Source organism: Streptomyces yongxingensis (assembly GCF_055597465.1).
Genome location: NZ_CM145717.1, coordinates 9790031 through 9804307, shown reverse-complemented (window position 1 = coordinate 9804307; position 14277 = coordinate 9790031). Strand labels below are relative to the sequence as shown.

Below are 14277 nucleotides of genomic sequence, written 5' to 3'. Positions count from 1 at the left end.
TGGCTGTGCGTCGCACATTGACGGAGTGAGTACTCACTCCGTACGGTGTGCCGCATGACCGAGAAGCCAGAGAACCCCTCCACCCCGCCCCGTCGCCGCGCTCCGGCCATGCATCCCGACCAGCGCCGCGCGATGATCGTCGCCGCGGCGCTCCCCCTCGTCGTCGAATACGGCGCCTCCGTGACGACCGCGAAGATCGCCCGGGCCGCGGGCATCGGGGAAGGCACCGTCTTCCGCGTCTTCGAGGACAAGGACGCCCTGCTCGCTGCCTGTATGGCCGAGGCCGTGCGGCCCGATGACACCGTGGCGCATCTGGAGTCGATCGCCCTGGACCAGCCGCTGGCGGACCGGCTCGCCGAGGCGGCCGATGTGGTGCGCGGGCACATGGCGCGCATCGGCGCGGTCGCCGGAGCGCTCGCGGCGGCCGGGCGGCTGGAGCGCATGGCGCCCAAGCCCGGCAAGGACGGGCGCCTCCCGGACCGCGAGGCGAGCCTGGTCCGGCCGCGCGCCGCGCTGGCCGCGCTGTTCGAACCCGACCGGGACCGCCTCCGGCTCGCCCCGGAACGGCTCGCGGACGCCTTCCAACTGACGCTGATGTCGGCCGGGCGCCCGGGCGCCCCCGACCCGCTGACCACCGAGGAAGTCGTGGACCTCTTCCTGCACGGCGCGCTCACGGCGCCCGGGGAGCCCCGGTGACCGGAACCGACGCGTATGAAGCGCTCCCGCGGCGCCGCCGGACCCTGGTCACCCTCGCCCTGCTGGGCTGCGCCTTCCTGGCCATGCTGGACGGCACCGTGGTCGGCACCGCGCTGCCCCGCATCGTCGAGCAGATCGGCGGAGGGGACTCCTGGTACGTCTGGCTCGTCACCGCCTATCTGCTGACTTCCTCGGTCAGCGTGCCGGTCTACGGCCGCTTCTCCGACCTCCACGGCCGCCGCCGGCTGCTGATCGGCGGGCTCGCCGTCTTCCTGATCGGTTCCATCGCCTGCGGCCTGTCCGCCTCCATGCCCGCCCTGATCCTCTCCCGCGCGCTCCAGGGCCTGGGCGCCGGATCCCTGCTGACCCTCGGCATGGCACTGGTCCGCGACCTCCACCCGCCGTCCCGCCCCCAGGGCCTGATCCGGATGCAGACGGCGATGGCCGCCATGATGATCCTGGGCCTGGTGGGCGGCCCGCTCCTCGGCGGGTTACTCGCCGACCACGTCGGCTGGCGCTGGGCGTTCTGGCTCAACCTCCCGCTCGGGGTGGCCGCGGGCGCCGTCATCGCCCTGGCCCTGCCCGACCGCCGCCCCGCCACCCCGCCGTCCGGCCGGCTCGACGTGGCGGGGATCCTCCTGCTCGCCGCCGGGCTCTCCCTCGCGCTGACCGGCCTCAGCCTCAAGGGGAACGCGACCGCAGGACGCGCTCCCTCCTGGACGGACCCGGCCGTGCTGGGCTGTCTGCTCGGCGGTCTGGCGCTGCTCGCCACGCTCGTACCGGTCGAGCGACGGGCCGCCGTCCCCGTCCTGCCCCTGCGGCTGTTCCGGCACCGCACCTACACGGCTCTGCTGACCGCCGGTTTCTTCTTCCAGGTCGCCGCGCTGCCGGTCGGGATCTTCCTGCCGCTGTACTTCCAGCACATCCGCGGCCATTCGGCCACCGGCTCCGGTCTGCTGCTGCTCCCCCTGCTCATCGGCATGACCCTGGGCAACCGGCTCACCGCCGCCACCGTGCTGCGCAGCGGGCACGTCAAGCCGGTCCTGCTGATCGGCGCGGGGCTGCTCACCGCCGGTACCGCCGCCTTCGCCGCCCTGCGCGCCACGACCCCCCTCGCGCTGACGTCCGTTCTGCTGCTGCTCGTCGGGCTCGGCGCCGGACCGGCCATGGGCGGGCTCACCATCGCCACCCAGAACGCCGTCCCGCGTGCCGACATGGGCACCGCCACCGCGGGCTCCGCGCTCACCAAGCAGATCGGTGGCGCGGTCGGCCTGGCCTGCGCCCAGTCCTTGATCGGCCACTCCGGCGCGGCCGCGCCCACCGCCACGGCCATCGGTTCCACCGTCGCATGGAGCGGCGGCGCCGCGGGGCTCCTCGCCCTCGGGGCGCTGCTCCTCATGCGCGACATCCCCATCGCCGCGGCCGGGAGGCGCCCGGGTGCGCCCACTCCCCCGCCCGCCGCCTCCGCGGCGGCGCCGAGGGCCGATCGGCGCCCTTGATCGCGAGCGCTCACCTGATCTCGAGCGTTCAGCTGCCCTCAAGGACGTGAAGAGCTCACTTGACCTCAAGCGCTTCAAGTGTCGGATGCTCGTCATATGACGGCGACAGAGGCAGAGACCGAGGTCCGGGGCTCCCCGATGACCATCCAGCAGGTGTCGAGGCTGAGTGGCCTCTCGGAGCCGACACTGCGCTACTACGAGAAGATCGGCCTGATCCCCTCCGTGGACCGCGACCGGGACAGTGGCCACCGGCGCTACCACCCCCGCGTGGTGGAGACGATCAAGGCGCTGGGGTGCCTGAGATCCACCGGCATGAGCGTGCGGGACATGCGTGCCTACCTCAGCCACCTCGACGAGGGCGCGCGGGGCGCGGCTCCCCTGCGTGACCTCTTCGAACGCAACGCGGACCGCCTGGAGCGGGAGATCGCGCTCATGGAAGTCCGCCTGCGCTATCTGCGGCTCAAGGCGGACATGTGGGACGCGCGGGAGCGCGCCGACGCCGGTGCCGAGCACCGGGCGATCGAAGAACTGACGGACGTCATCGACACGCTTCAGCCGTGAGAAACGACGCGCTTCAGCCGTGAGAAACACAGCTACGAGAAACACGGCTACGAGAAACACACTTGGGAAGGGATCCGAGGCACCCCATGGAAAGCAGGACAACCCCCGTGTCCGCTGATGCCGGCGCCGACACCCGTGGCGACGCCACCAGTGGCGAACTCGTCCTGGTGACAGGAGGCAGTGGCTATGTCGGCACCCACGTGATCAGCGGCCTGCTGCGGAGCGGCCATCGGGTCCGCACCACGGTCCGCTCACACGGCTCGGCCACGAGCGCCGCCGCCGGCGTCCGGTCGGCCGTCGCGGCCTCCGGCGTCGATCCCGGCGGGCGGCTCGACATCGTCAGCGCCGACCTCACCACGGATGACGGCTGGGACGACGCGATGGCGGGGTGCGCCCATGTCCTCCACGTCGCGTCACCGTTTCCCTCCGTCCAGCCGGACAACGCCGACGAGCTGATCGTCCCCGCGCGGGACGGCACCCTTCGTGTGCTGAGGGCCGCACGGGACCAGGGTGTGAAGCGGGTCGTGATGACGTCCTCGTTCGCCGCGGTGGGGTACAGCCACAAGGACGGCGCCGAGTACGACGAGAGCGACTGGACCGACCCCGAGGACGACAACCCGCCCTACATCCGTTCGAAGACCATCGCGGAGCTGGCCGCCTGGGACTTCGTGGCGAGGGAGGGGGACGGCCTCGAACTGACGGTGCTCAACCCGACCGGGATCTTCGGTCCGGCACTCGGCCCCCGGCTGTCCGCCTCGACGGAACACGTCCGGGCGATGCTGGAGGGGGAGATGGCGGCCGTCCCCCGCGCACACTTCGGGATGGTGGACGTACGCGATGTCGCCGAGCTCCACCTCCGGGCCATGACACATCCCGCCGCGGCCGGACAGCGCTTCCTCGCCAGCGGCGACCGGGCCGTCAGCCTCCTGTGGATCGCCCGGGCGCTGGCCGAACACCTCGGCGAGCGCGCCGCCCGGGTGCCCACGCGGGAGTTCGACGACGAACGAGCGCGGGAAGCGGTCGGTGTGACGGAGCGGGTACCGATCCTGCGCACCGAGAAGGCGCGTTCCGTGTTCGGCTGGACCCCGCGCGACCCGGTGACGACCATCCTCGACACCGCGGAGAGCCTGTTCCACCTGGGCCTGGTGAAGGGCTGATCCCCCCTTGCCGCTGCCGCCCCCTGACAGGGGCGGTAAGGTCGGCGTCATGGAGTGATGACCCGGCACACCGATCCGTATGAACAGCGCCGTTCGAGCCCGTGCTCCGGCGTGTGTTCGGTGTGCCCGCCACACCCGTCATCCACTTCACACGATCGGATCCGTATGACTGACGACCTGTTCCTCGATGATGTCGCCGAGCGACTCGCCGCCCTGCCCGCCGTGCACGCCGTCACCCTCGGGGGCTCCCGTGCGCAGGGCACCCACACCCCGGAGAGCGACTGGGACCTGGCCCTGTACTACCGGGGTGGCTTCGACCCGGCCGCCCTGCGGGCGGTCGGCTGGGAGGGCGAGGTCTCCGAGCTCGGCGAGTGGGGCGGTGGTGTCTTCAACGGGGGCGCCTGGCTGACGATCGGCGGACGGCGCGTGGACATCCACTACCGCGACCTCGAGGTGGTGGAACACGAACTCGCCGAGTCGCGGCGGGGCCGCTTCCACTGGGAGCCGCTGATGTTCCACCTCGCGGGCATCCCCAGCTATCTGGTGGTGGCCGAACTCGCCCTCAACCAGGTGCTGCGGGGCAGCCTGCCCCGTCCCGAGTACCCGGAGGCGCTGCGCGAGGCGGCGCCCCCGGTGTGGCGCGGGCGGGCAGCCTTGACACTGCGGTACGCCTCGGCCGCGTACGTGGCACGTGGCCAGGCCACCGAGGTCGCGGGGGCGGTGGCGACCGCCGCCCTGCAGACGGCACACGCGGTGCTGGCGGCGCGCGGTGAGTGGGTCACCAACGAGAAGCGGCTCCTCCAGCGGGCGGACCTGCGTGCCATCGACACGGTCGTGGCCGGGCTGCGGCCGGAGCCCGCCGCCCTGGCCGAGGCGGTCGCCGCCGCGGAGGCGCTGTTCGAGGCCGCGGGCTGAGCGGTGGCCTGGGGGCGGGGCGCGCCTCCGCCCCCAGGTCCAGCTCAGCCGAGGCGCCGGGCCACACCGCAGGTCCAGCTCATCCCAGGCGCCGAGCCACACCGCTGGTTTTTCAGCCGCGCCGGGTGAGGATGCTCAGCGCGTTGGCCGCGACGATGGCGCCCACGCTGATCCACTCCGGCCACCCCAGGCTCTGCCCCAGGCCGACCCGGCCGACCAGTGCGGCGAGGACGGGGTTGACGCTCATGAAGAGCCCGAACGCCTGGGCGGGCACGCGGCGCAGCGTGAACAGGTCCGCGAGGTACGGCACGGCCGAGGAGAGGACGCCCGCGATGATGGCGTACGCCGCGGCGCTCACGGTCGGCGGTTGCCGTACGGCGACGGCGATCCCGACCGGCAGGAACATCAGCGCGGAGATCCCCGCGGCCGCCGCCGACCCCTGGGCGCCGGGGACCCGCCGCCCCACGGTGCGGTTGAGCAGGATGTACGACGCCCAGCACACGGCGGCCAGCAACCCCAGCCCCATGCCCAGGTAGTCGGCCGAGGGCCGGGGACGCATGAGGGCCACCACGGCGGCCGCCGCGACCAGCGCGCAGCAGGCGTCCACGCGGCGCCGGGAGCCGGCGAGCGCGATACAGAGCGGGCCGAGGAACTCCAGGGTCACCGCCAGCCCGAGGCCGATCCGGTCGATGGCGCTGTACAGGGACAGGTTCATGGTGCCGAACACCACGGCGAGCCCCACCACCGGCCGCCACTGCCACCAGGTGAAGCTCCGCAGCCGGGGCCTGCCGACGGCCAGCAGGACGATCGCGGCCACGTACTGGCGGACCGCGACGACCCCGACCGGGCCGATGACGGGGAAGGCATGGGATCCGATCGCGGCGCCGGTCTGGTTGGACAGCCCGCTGCCGATCATCGTGGCCACGCCGGCGAACCGCCGCCCGGTCGGCCGCTGATCAAGGTCAGGGTCCAGGCCCTGCTCGGGACTCGGGTCCAGGCCCTGCTCGGGGCTCGGGTCCGGGCCCGGCCCCAGGTCGGAGTCGGCAGGGGTCGGCGCGGTCCGGTGTGCGGCTTCCGTCGCTCGTATGGACGGGGTGCGTGACGCGGGGGCGAGTCGCATGCGTCGATCGTGCGCCCGGCCCGCGCATGCGCATAATGCGTTCGGTGCTCTGTCTATACGCTGAGCGTATGGATCTGGAGCTGCGGCAACTGCGCTGCCTCGTCGCGATCGTCGACGAGGGCACCTTCACCGACGCCGCCATCGCGCTCGGCGTCTCCCAGGCGGCCGTGTCCCGGACCCTGGCCGCGCTCGAACGCGCCCTGGGGACACGGCTGTTGCGGCGGACCTCCCGCGAGGTGACCCCGACGGGCACCGGGCTGCGCGTGGTGGCACACGCCCGGCGGGTGCTGGCCGAGGTGGACGGCCTGATCCGGGAGGCCGTATCGGACCATGCCCAACTGCGGATCGGCTACGCCTGGTCCGCGCTCGGCCGCCACACCCCCGCCTTCCAACGCCGCTGGGCGCAGGCGTATCCCGAGACGGAGCTGCACCTCGTCCGCGTCAATTCCGCCACCGCGGGGCTGACGGAGGGCGCCTGCCACCTGGCCGTGGTGCGCAGACCGCTCGACGAGCGCCGCTTCGACTCCGCCATCGTCGGGCTGGAGCGGCGGCTGTGCGCCGTGGCCGCCGACGACCCGCTCGCCAGGCGCCGCTCGGTCCGGCTGGCCGACCTCAGCGGGCGCACCCTGCTGGTCGACCGGAGGACCGGCACCACCACCGCGGAGCTGTGGCCGCCCGACTCCCGGCCGGCCACGGAGGAGACCCACGACGTGGAGGACTGGCTCACCGTGATCTCCGCGGGCCGCTGTGTCGGCATGACCGCGGAGTCCACCGCCAACCAGTACCCGAGGCCCGGAATCGCCTACCGGCCGGTCCGCGACGCCGAGCCGATCGCGGTACGCCTCGCCTGGTGGCGGGACGACCCGCACCCCGCCACCCAGACCGCGGTCGAGCTGCTCACCACCCTCTACCGCAACGGCTGAGCCCTGCCCCGCTCCTCCTTATGGACTGTTCCGGATAATCCAGTACGGATCGAATTGTTACCCTGGGCCTCATGACCGCCATGGCGCCCACCAAGACCGAACCCGACCTGTCGTTCCTCCTCGATCACACCAGCCACGTCCTCCGCACCCAGATGTCGGCCGCGCTCGCCGAGATCGGGCTGACGCCGCGGATGCACTGCGTGCTGGTCCACGCCCTGGAGGAGGAGCGCACCCAGGCACAGCTCGCCGAGATCGGCGACATGGACAAGACCACGATGGTGGTGACGGTGGACGCCCTGGAGAAGGCGGGCCTCGCGGAGCGGCGCGCCTCGGCCCACGACCGCCGGGCCCGGATCATCGCGGTCACCGAGGAGGGCGCACGGATCGCCGAGCGGAGCCAGGAGATCGTGGACCGCGTCCACCGGGAGGCGCTGGCGGCGCTCCCCGAAACCCAACGCGCCGCGCTGGTAAGGGCGTTGACCCGGCTGACCGAGGGACATCTGGCCACGCCCGCCGAGAGCCCCCGCCCGGCCCGGAGGGCGCGGCAGCGCGAGAAGTAGAGCGGAGACACCCGAACGGCCCGCCACGCGGCCGCAAGTAGAACCGAAAAAAATAGTCTGCAACAAAACCATCTGCTACGGTCATTCCTGTCGCGCCTACTGACAGGAGTGTCCGCATGTCCGCCACCCCTTCCGCCCCGACGTCTCCCCGCGTCCGCCCTTCACGCCAACTGGCCCTCGGGGTCATCGCCACCGGCATGCTGATGGTGATCCTCGACGGCAGCATCGTGACCGTGGCCATGCCCGCCATCCAGAACGAGCTGCGGTTCTCCCCCGCCGGGCTCAGCTGGGTCGTCAACGCCTATCTGATCGCGTTCGGCGGTCTGCTGCTGCTCGCGGGCCGCATCGGCGATCTCATCGGCCGCAAGCGCGTGTTCCTGACCGGCACCGCGGTGTTCACCGCGGCCTCGCTGCTCGCGGCCGTGGCCACCTCCCCCGCGACGCTGATCGCCGCACGGTTCCTCCAGGGGGTCGGCAGCGCCATGGCCTCCGCGGTCAGTCTGGGCATCCTCGTCACGCTCTTCACCGAGCCCGCCGAACGGTCAAAGGCGATCGCCGTGTTCAGCTTCACCGGTGCCGCCGGAGCGTCGATCGGCCAGGTGCTCGGCGGCCTCCTCACCGACGCGCTCAGCTGGCACTGGATCTTCCTGATCAATCTGCCGATCGGACTGCTGACGCTCGCGGTCGCCATACCCGTCCTGCCCGCCGACCGCGGGCCCGGCCTCGCGGCCGGCGCCGACGTCCTCGGCGCCCTGCTCGTCACGGCCGGGCTGATGCTGGGCATCTACACCGTGGTCAAGGTGGCGGACTACGGCTGGACGGCGGCGCACACGCTCGGCCTCGGCGCCGTCTCGATCCTCCTGATCGCCCTGTTCCTGGTCCGCCAGGCCACCGCCCGCACCCCGCTGATGCCCCTTCGGATCCCGCGGTCGCGCGGGGTGGCCGGGGCCAATCTGGTTCAGCTCCTGATGGTGGCCGCGCTCTTCTCGTTCCAGGTCCTCGTCGCCCTCTACCTGCGCAATGTGCTGGGATACGACGCCACCGGCACCGGCCTGGCCATGCTCCCGGCCGCCCTCGCCATCGGCGCGGTGTCCCTCGGCGTCTCGGCGCGGCTCAGCGCCCGCTTCGGCGACCGCGCGGTGCTGCTGACCGGGCTGGCCCTCCTGACCGGCGTCCTCGGACTGCTCATCCGCGTCCCGGTGCACGCCCGGTACCTCCCCGACCTCCTCCCGGTGATGCTGCTCGCCGCCGGTTTCGGACTGGCGCTCCCGGCGCTGACCAGCCTCGGAATGTCCGGTGCGAAGGAGGACGAGGCCGGGCTCGTCTCCGGGCTGTTCAACACCACCCAGCAGATCGGCATGGCACTGGGCGTCGCGGTGCTGTCCACCCTGGCCGCCTCCCGCACGGACGCCCTGCTCGCCCGGGGCAAGGGTCGGGCCGAGGCACTGACCGCCGGCTACCACCTGGCCTTCGCCGTCGGAACGGGGCTCATCGTGGCGGCCTTCGCGGTGGCGTTCACCGTCTTGCGGCCGCCCGCGCGGAAATTCCCCGCCGCGCCACGGAACGCCACCCCGCAGAACGCCATCACTCCGGAAGGGGACGACATGGCCATGACCAATATCGCTGGTGTTGCCCCTAGATAGGGCGTTTGACGTTGGACTATCCCTCAGATGCCACCACAGACTGACATGGCTGTGTTTCATTCCGGGGGAAGATGTTGGATCGCTCCTCGGGCACAGCTCAATGCACCTCAACCCGAAAGGAGTCGCTATGACGACGCGTGTCGAAGGCCAGGCCGCCATGGATTCCGCGAACGCGGACTTCGATCTGGACATCCGTTCCAGCCTGCGTGACCTGGAGGACGGCAAGGGGGCGACCGCGGCGAAGAGTGTCTCGATCCCCAATGGCCCCTGGACCAGCTCATGCTTCTGCTCGGTGATCTCGGGCTGCTGATGTCCGGCATCAGCTCCTGATTCCACCAAGGGCGCAGGGCCGGTCCGAAGCCTCTGAGCCTCGTACCGGCTCTGTGCCACCTCCTCCAGAGGGGAAGAATGGCCGTGTCTTCGTCCGGCGACAACGTTTCGTTCCGCGCCTTGGAAGTCGGCATGCTCCGCATGCCGTTGCTGCCGCACACCATGGTCGAGAAGACCGTCGCGGCGGACGTGGAATTCGATCCGCGGGACAGAGCGCAGGTCGAGCGCTACATCACCGCGCTCACCGCCGACGAGCGGGTCCGCGAGGCGCTGGCGATCTCCAGCCCCTCGCTCGACCACGCGTTGCACACCCTGTTCAGCGGGGCGCCGATGAAGCCCGCGGCCTTGCGCAAACTGGTGTTGGGGACGACGCGCTACGTCCTGCGTGCGGCCGGCCGTCCCACTCCGTTCGGCCTGATGGCCGGGGTCGCGCCGGTCGCCTTCGCGGATGACTGCCGGGCGCGGGTGGGGGACGCCCATCGTGGCGCGGTACGGCCGGACGGCGGCTGGCTGCTCGGGCTGATCCGGCCGTGGGAGAGCGAACCGGCGCTGCTGCGCAAGCTGCGCGTGGTCACCAACGGCCTGGCGTTCCGGCGCGGACAGCGCTGGGTGCTGCCGTTCGCGCCCGCCCCGGACGAGGGCGATACGCCGACGTCCCGCACCGAGGAGGTCTCCGTACGCGGCACTCCCGCGGTCGGGCTGGCGCTGGAGTGCGCGCAACGGCCCATCGCTGCCGGTGAGATCGCCGAGCGGTTGACGACGGCGTACCCGACGGTCGGGAGGGAGGTCGTGGAGGGGCTGCTCATCGGGCTCGTACAGCAGGGTTTCCTGCTCACCGAGCTGCGTCCGCCACTGACTCGCACCGACCCGCTGGCCTACCTCCGGGACGTGCTGACGTCCGCCGGGGAGAGCGAGAAGGCCGATACCGTCGCCCGGGTGGCGAAGCTGGCGGAGGGCTGCGAGGCCGAACCGCTCGGCGCGGGCGTGTCCCGCTGGCGGGCCGCGGTCGGGGAGTTGCGGTCGCTGTACCGGCACGACCGGCCGCTCCAGGTCGATTTGCGGATGGACGCCGACGTCGTACTGCCGCGGGAGGTGCTGCGGGAGGCGGAGCGCGCCGCGACGGCGCTGTGGCGGGCGTCCGCCAAGAACGAGTCCGTACGGCACCTGACCGAGTACCACGGGGCGTTCGTGGAGCGGTACGGCACGGGGCAGGCGGTGCCGATCATGGAGGTGCTGGACCCGCACACCGGCCTGGGCACACCGGCCGGATACGAACACCCCACCAGCGAAAGGCAGTTGCCGATCGACGGCGCCGGCCGGAACCCGGACCGCGACGAGGTGCTGATGGAGTGGGCGCTGTCCGCGATCGCCACGGGACAGCGGGAGATCGTCCTGGACGACGCCGCGCTGGAGCGGCTGTCCGGCACGGTGCGGCGGATACCGCCGGTCGCGGCGGAGCTGTGTGCCCACCTGACCGCACCGTCCACCGCGGATCTCGCACGTGGGGAGTTCTCTCTCGTCCTGTCGCAGACGACCGGATCGGTCACGCCCGGTGGGATGTTCGGCCGGTTCGCCTATCTGCTCGACGACCCCGAACCGGTGGCCCGACTGGCCCGGGAGGCCGCCGCGTCGGCGTGCCGTCCCCAGGCCGAGCCGGTGCTCCTGGACTTCCAGCCGATGTCGGGCGGGGCCGCGAACGTGGCCCGGGTGCCCGCGTTCTGGGACCGGCGGCTGTCGGTCGGCTGTTTCCCCGACGCGCCGTCCGGCGTGACCGTGCAAGGCGTCGCCGATGTGGCCCTGGCCGCCGACGAGGAGCGGCTGTACGTGGTGGACACGACCACCGGACGGGAGATCGTGCCGCAGTCCGCCACCGTGCTGAACTTCGCCCTGGCACCGGCGGCCGCACGGCTGCTGCGCGAGATCCCGGCGATGGGCCGGCCGGTGTGGTCGGTGTGGTCGTGGGGTGCGCTGGACAACGCCCCCTTTCTGCCCAGGGTCCGCTACGGCCGTACGGTCCTGGCCGCCGCGCGATGGCGGCTGTCCGACCCCGCGCTGACCGATGCGAGCGCCACCGACGAGGCGTGGGGCCGGGCGCTGGACGCGTGGCGTGCCCGCTGGAACGTTCCCCGGCGGGTGAGCGTGGGGTTCGGCGACCGCCGGGTGGTGCTCGACCTGTCCGCACCGCTGCACCGGGCGCTGCTCCGGCGCGATCTGACGCGGGGTGGCGAACCGGCGGTGCACGAGACGCCCGAGGCCGGCGGGCACGGCGAGCACTGGCTGTGCGACAGCCGTGGCGACGCATACCGCAGCGAAGTACTCATCCCCGTCCTGCCCGGCCACGCGGCCGACGCCACGGCGCGCACCGGCGAGCAGACGGCCGACGCCACGGCGCGCACCGCCGGGGAGAGGGTGTCCCGCCCGGCGAGTGGCACCCCGGGCACCGTGACACCGCGGCCCGTCGACAAGGACGACCGCCGTCACCGCTCCTGGTTCTACGGCAAGCTCTACACCGCCACCGCCCAGCAGGAGGAGGTACTGGTCGACCATCTGCCGCGGCTGCTCGCGGCCCTGCCGGACGACGGCGGCCGGTGGTTCTTCATCCGCTACGCCGACCCCGAGCCGCATCTGCGGCTGCGGTTCCACGGCGACCGGGACGTGGTGTGGTCGCGGATCGCCCCGACCGTCCTGGACTGGGTCGACGATCTGCACGGGCAGCGGCTGGCCGGGCGGATGGTCGTGGACACCTACGAGCCCGAGACCGTCCGCTACGGAGGTCCGGAGGCCCTCGACGCGGCGGAGCGGTTCTTCCACCGGGACAGCGTGACCGTCATCGAGCAGTTGACCCGCCTGGCCTCCGGGGCCGACACCACTCCAGTCGGCGTCCTCGTCGCCGCCCACTACGTGGATCTGGTGCGCCAGGTCCACGGCGAGGACTGGCCCGACTGGTTCCTCGCCATGCCACGTGACGACGAGCACCACCCCTTCTTCCGTACGCACCGGTCGACGGCGCTCGGCCTCCTCGGCGAGGGAGCACTCGGCCTGAGCGCCCGCGCCGCACGGGCACAGGCACTCCGCGCCTATCCGGCGGCGTCCCAACGCGGCGTCATGGCGAGCGTTCTGCACATGCACCACAACCGGCTGGCAGGTGTCCGGCGTGACGCGGAGCTGCGCTCGCTCGCGGTGGCCCGCGGCATGGCGGCCACCGAGCGGGCCCTCAGGAGGAACCACCGATGAACACAGCCGGCGGCCCGCGCGAGGAAACACCCGCGAGCGATATGACGGCCGGTTCGAGCCGGGAGGACGTGGTCGCGGAGATCGCGCGGCGGGCCGAGGCGTGGAGCCCACCGGCCGATCTGCCGATCGGGCTGTCGGGCGGTTCGGCGGGTGCCGCCCTGCTGTTCGTCGAGCTCAGCAAGGACGACCCCGCGCTCAGGCCGATCGCCCACGCCCGGCTGGCCGCTGCGGCGAAGACGATCGGTCCCGCCCCGGGATCCGGCGGCCACGGCCTCTATGACGGCCTGGCGGGGCTGGCGTTCGCCATCAAGGCGGCCGTGCGCGCACCCGGCGACTACGCCACCGTGCTGGGCCAGCTGGACACCGTCGTGCGCGACCGGCTCCGGCGCGTCCTCGACCTGGAGCAGACCCGGCTGGCGGACGGCACGGAGCCGGCGCCACGCGAGCGGTTCGACGTGATCGGCGGCGCCAGCGGACTGGCCCGCTACTTCCTGACCGAGCCGGCGGATCCGGAGCCGGTCCGTGAGGTCCTGCGCTATCTCACCGCCCTGACCGAGCCGATCCGCCGCCATGGGCACACCCTGCCCGGCTGGACGGCGACACCCTGGCCGGGCCGGGAGACGGACGGCGACCAGATCGACCTGGGCCTGGGCCACGGCATCGCGGGCCCGCTGGCCCTGCTGTCCCTGTGCTGGACCCGGGGCATCAAGGTGCCGGACCAGGACACCGCCATCCGGCGCATCGCCGACTGGCTGATGAGTTGGCGGCAGACCGACGACAGCGGCCCCTACTGGCCCGCGCTGTTCCCGGCCCAGGAGGAACTCGCCGAACACCGTGCGCCGCGGCCCCCGCACCGCCCCAGCTGGTGTTACGGCGCGCCGGGCGTGGCACGGGCGATGCAGCTCGCCGGCTCGGCGCTGGGCGAGGAGGAGTGGGTGCGCTCGGCGGCGGACGCCATGCACGCGGTCCACCGCCGCCCCGGCGGTCTCACCGACCTGACGGACCCGGGCCTGTGCCACGGCCTGGCCGGTCTCGCCCACATCACCCGCGTCATCGCGGCCGACCTCCGGGACCCGGCCCTGACGAGCCACGCGGACGCCCTCACCGAGCGCCTGTGCGCGGACTTCGCCCCGGACACGGCCTTCGGCTACCCCACCCGCACGCATCCGGCGCCCCTTGACGCCCCCACGTTCCTGGAAGGCGCCGCGGGGGTGGCGCTCACCCTCCACCGCCCCGGCACACCACCGCATTGGGACGCGGCCCTCATGCTGTCCTGACACTCTCCGGCCCGCCTCTCGCGGGCCCCGAAGACCTCCAGATCGTGATGTTCGACGGGGTCGAGGAGCTGGACTGCATCGCTCCCTTCGAGGTGTTTCCGGCCGCCGCGATGCACGATCCGGACGGGGTGGAGGTCCGTTACGTCACCACGGGGCGGCCCCGGCGGGTCCGTGCGGCGTATGGCGTGGTGCCCGGCGGCGGTCACGCCCGCCGCAACGGCCCCGGCATCTGGGTGGAGACGCAGTCCGGCTCCCCCCGCGTGGCAAGCGGGCTCCCGGCCTGGGCGACGATGAACATCGCGCCCGGACCGTACGTACCGGGAATGTGAACCCACCTGGTGAGCGCGCCGGGTGACCGGTGA

General features: G+C 72.6%; 13 protein-coding genes. 12 read left to right on the top strand and 1 reads right to left on the bottom strand.

Going from position 1 to position 14277, the window contains the following annotated elements:
* Nucleotides 1–54 precede the first annotated feature (54 nt).
* The 5 genes from ACZ6TD_RS41940 (at nt 55) to ACZ6TD_RS41920 (ending at nt 4828) form a co-directional block, all read left to right on the top strand.
* Nucleotides 55–696 carry a TetR/AcrR family transcriptional regulator gene (locus ACZ6TD_RS41940; protein ID WP_471346646.1) on the top strand — a complete coding sequence of 214 codons (642 nt, stop codon included), beginning with the start codon at nt 55–57 and terminating at the stop codon, nt 694–696.
* Nucleotides 693–2195 carry an MFS transporter gene (locus tag ACZ6TD_RS41935; protein ID WP_471346644.1) on the top strand — a complete coding sequence of 501 codons (1503 nt, stop codon included), beginning with the start codon at nt 693–695 and terminating at the stop codon, nt 2193–2195. The genes ACZ6TD_RS41940 and ACZ6TD_RS41935 overlap by 4 nt, the downstream gene beginning before the upstream one ends.
* 96 nt (nt 2196–2291) lie before the next feature.
* A complete protein-coding gene (locus ACZ6TD_RS41930; protein WP_471346642.1) occupies nt 2292–2756 on the top strand; it encodes a MerR family transcriptional regulator in 465 nt (154 codons plus the stop codon).
* A 107-nt stretch (nt 2757–2863) separates the two neighbouring features.
* Nucleotides 2864–3913 carry an SDR family oxidoreductase gene (locus ACZ6TD_RS41925; RefSeq protein WP_471346640.1) on the top strand — a complete coding sequence of 350 codons (1050 nt, stop codon included), beginning with the start codon at nt 2864–2866 and terminating at the stop codon, nt 3911–3913.
* Nucleotides 3914–4078: 165 nt separating this feature from the next.
* A complete protein-coding gene (locus ACZ6TD_RS41920) occupies nt 4079–4828 on the top strand; it encodes a nucleotidyltransferase domain-containing protein (RefSeq protein WP_471346638.1) in 750 nt (249 codons plus the stop codon).
* Nucleotides 4829–4940: 112 nt separating this feature from the next.
* Here the strand turns inward: ACZ6TD_RS41920 and ACZ6TD_RS41915 are convergent, their stop codons facing one another.
* Nucleotides 4941–5948 (bottom strand): EamA family transporter, encoded by a 1008-nt coding sequence (locus ACZ6TD_RS41915; RefSeq protein ID WP_471346636.1) that lies wholly within the window; start codon nt 5946–5948, stop codon nt 4941–4943.
* A 68-nt stretch (nt 5949–6016) separates the two neighbouring features.
* Between ACZ6TD_RS41915 and ACZ6TD_RS41910 the strand changes: the two genes are divergently transcribed.
* The 7 genes from ACZ6TD_RS41910 to ACZ6TD_RS41880 all read left to right on the top strand — a co-directional run bounded on the left by ACZ6TD_RS41910 (nt 6017) and on the right by ACZ6TD_RS41880 (nt 14244).
* On the top strand, nt 6017–6871 hold the full coding sequence (locus ACZ6TD_RS41910; protein ID WP_471346634.1) for a LysR family transcriptional regulator: 855 nt from the start codon (nt 6017–6019) through the stop codon (nt 6869–6871).
* A 71-nt stretch (nt 6872–6942) separates the two neighbouring features.
* Nucleotides 6943–7431 (top strand): MarR family winged helix-turn-helix transcriptional regulator, encoded by a 489-nt coding sequence (locus ACZ6TD_RS41905; RefSeq protein WP_471346632.1) that lies wholly within the window; start codon nt 6943–6945, stop codon nt 7429–7431.
* Nucleotides 7432–7547: 116 nt separating this feature from the next.
* Nucleotides 7548–9074 carry an MFS transporter gene (locus tag ACZ6TD_RS41900; RefSeq protein ID WP_471346631.1) on the top strand — a complete coding sequence of 509 codons (1527 nt, stop codon included), beginning with the start codon at nt 7548–7550 and terminating at the stop codon, nt 9072–9074.
* A gap of 127 nt (nt 9075–9201) precedes the next feature.
* Nucleotides 9202–9384 carry a hypothetical protein gene (locus ACZ6TD_RS41895; RefSeq protein WP_471346629.1) on the top strand — a complete coding sequence of 61 codons (183 nt, stop codon included), beginning with the start codon at nt 9202–9204 and terminating at the stop codon, nt 9382–9384.
* A gap of 152 nt (nt 9385–9536) precedes the next feature.
* Nucleotides 9537–12638 (top strand): lantibiotic dehydratase, encoded by a 3102-nt coding sequence (locus ACZ6TD_RS41890; protein ID WP_471346627.1) that lies wholly within the window; start codon nt 9537–9539, stop codon nt 12636–12638.
* Nucleotides 12635–13915 carry a lanthionine synthetase C family protein gene (locus tag ACZ6TD_RS41885; protein WP_471346625.1) on the top strand — a complete coding sequence of 427 codons (1281 nt, stop codon included), beginning with the start codon at nt 12635–12637 and terminating at the stop codon, nt 13913–13915. The genes ACZ6TD_RS41890 and ACZ6TD_RS41885 overlap by 4 nt, the downstream gene beginning before the upstream one ends.
* Nucleotides 13916–13959: 44 nt before the next feature.
* The gene (locus ACZ6TD_RS41880) at nt 13960–14244 is read left to right on the top strand and encodes a hypothetical protein (RefSeq protein ID WP_471346623.1); all 285 of its coding nucleotides are present in this window, start codon (nt 13960–13962) and stop codon (nt 14242–14244) included.
* Nucleotides 14245–14277: the final 33 nt, after the last annotated feature.

Excerpts from the sequence above, each read along its gene's own strand:
- ACZ6TD_RS41940 (WP_471346646.1), top strand. The coding sequence starts at position 55 with ATGACCGAGAAGCCAGAGAACCCCTCCACCCCGCCCCGTCGCCGCGCT.
- ACZ6TD_RS41930 (WP_471346642.1), top strand. The coding sequence starts at position 2,292 with ATGACGGCGACAGAGGCAGAGACCGAGGTCCGGGGCTCCCCGATGACC.
- ACZ6TD_RS41920 (WP_471346638.1), top strand. The coding sequence starts at position 4,079 with ATGACTGACGACCTGTTCCTCGATGATGTCGCCGAGCGACTCGCCGCC.
- ACZ6TD_RS41915 (WP_471346636.1), bottom strand. The coding sequence starts at position 5,948 with ATGCGACTCGCCCCCGCGTCACGCACCCCGTCCATACGAGCGACGGAA.
- ACZ6TD_RS41910 (WP_471346634.1), top strand. The coding sequence starts at position 6,017 with ATGGATCTGGAGCTGCGGCAACTGCGCTGCCTCGTCGCGATCGTCGAC.
- ACZ6TD_RS41905 (WP_471346632.1), top strand. The coding sequence starts at position 6,943 with ATGACCGCCATGGCGCCCACCAAGACCGAACCCGACCTGTCGTTCCTC.
- ACZ6TD_RS41900 (WP_471346631.1), top strand. The coding sequence starts at position 7,548 with ATGTCCGCCACCCCTTCCGCCCCGACGTCTCCCCGCGTCCGCCCTTCA.
- ACZ6TD_RS41895 (WP_471346629.1), top strand. The coding sequence starts at position 9,202 with ATGACGACGCGTGTCGAAGGCCAGGCCGCCATGGATTCCGCGAACGCG.
- ACZ6TD_RS41890 (WP_471346627.1), top strand. The coding sequence starts at position 9,537 with ATGCTCCGCATGCCGTTGCTGCCGCACACCATGGTCGAGAAGACCGTC.
- ACZ6TD_RS41885 (WP_471346625.1), top strand. The coding sequence starts at position 12,635 with ATGAACACAGCCGGCGGCCCGCGCGAGGAAACACCCGCGAGCGATATG.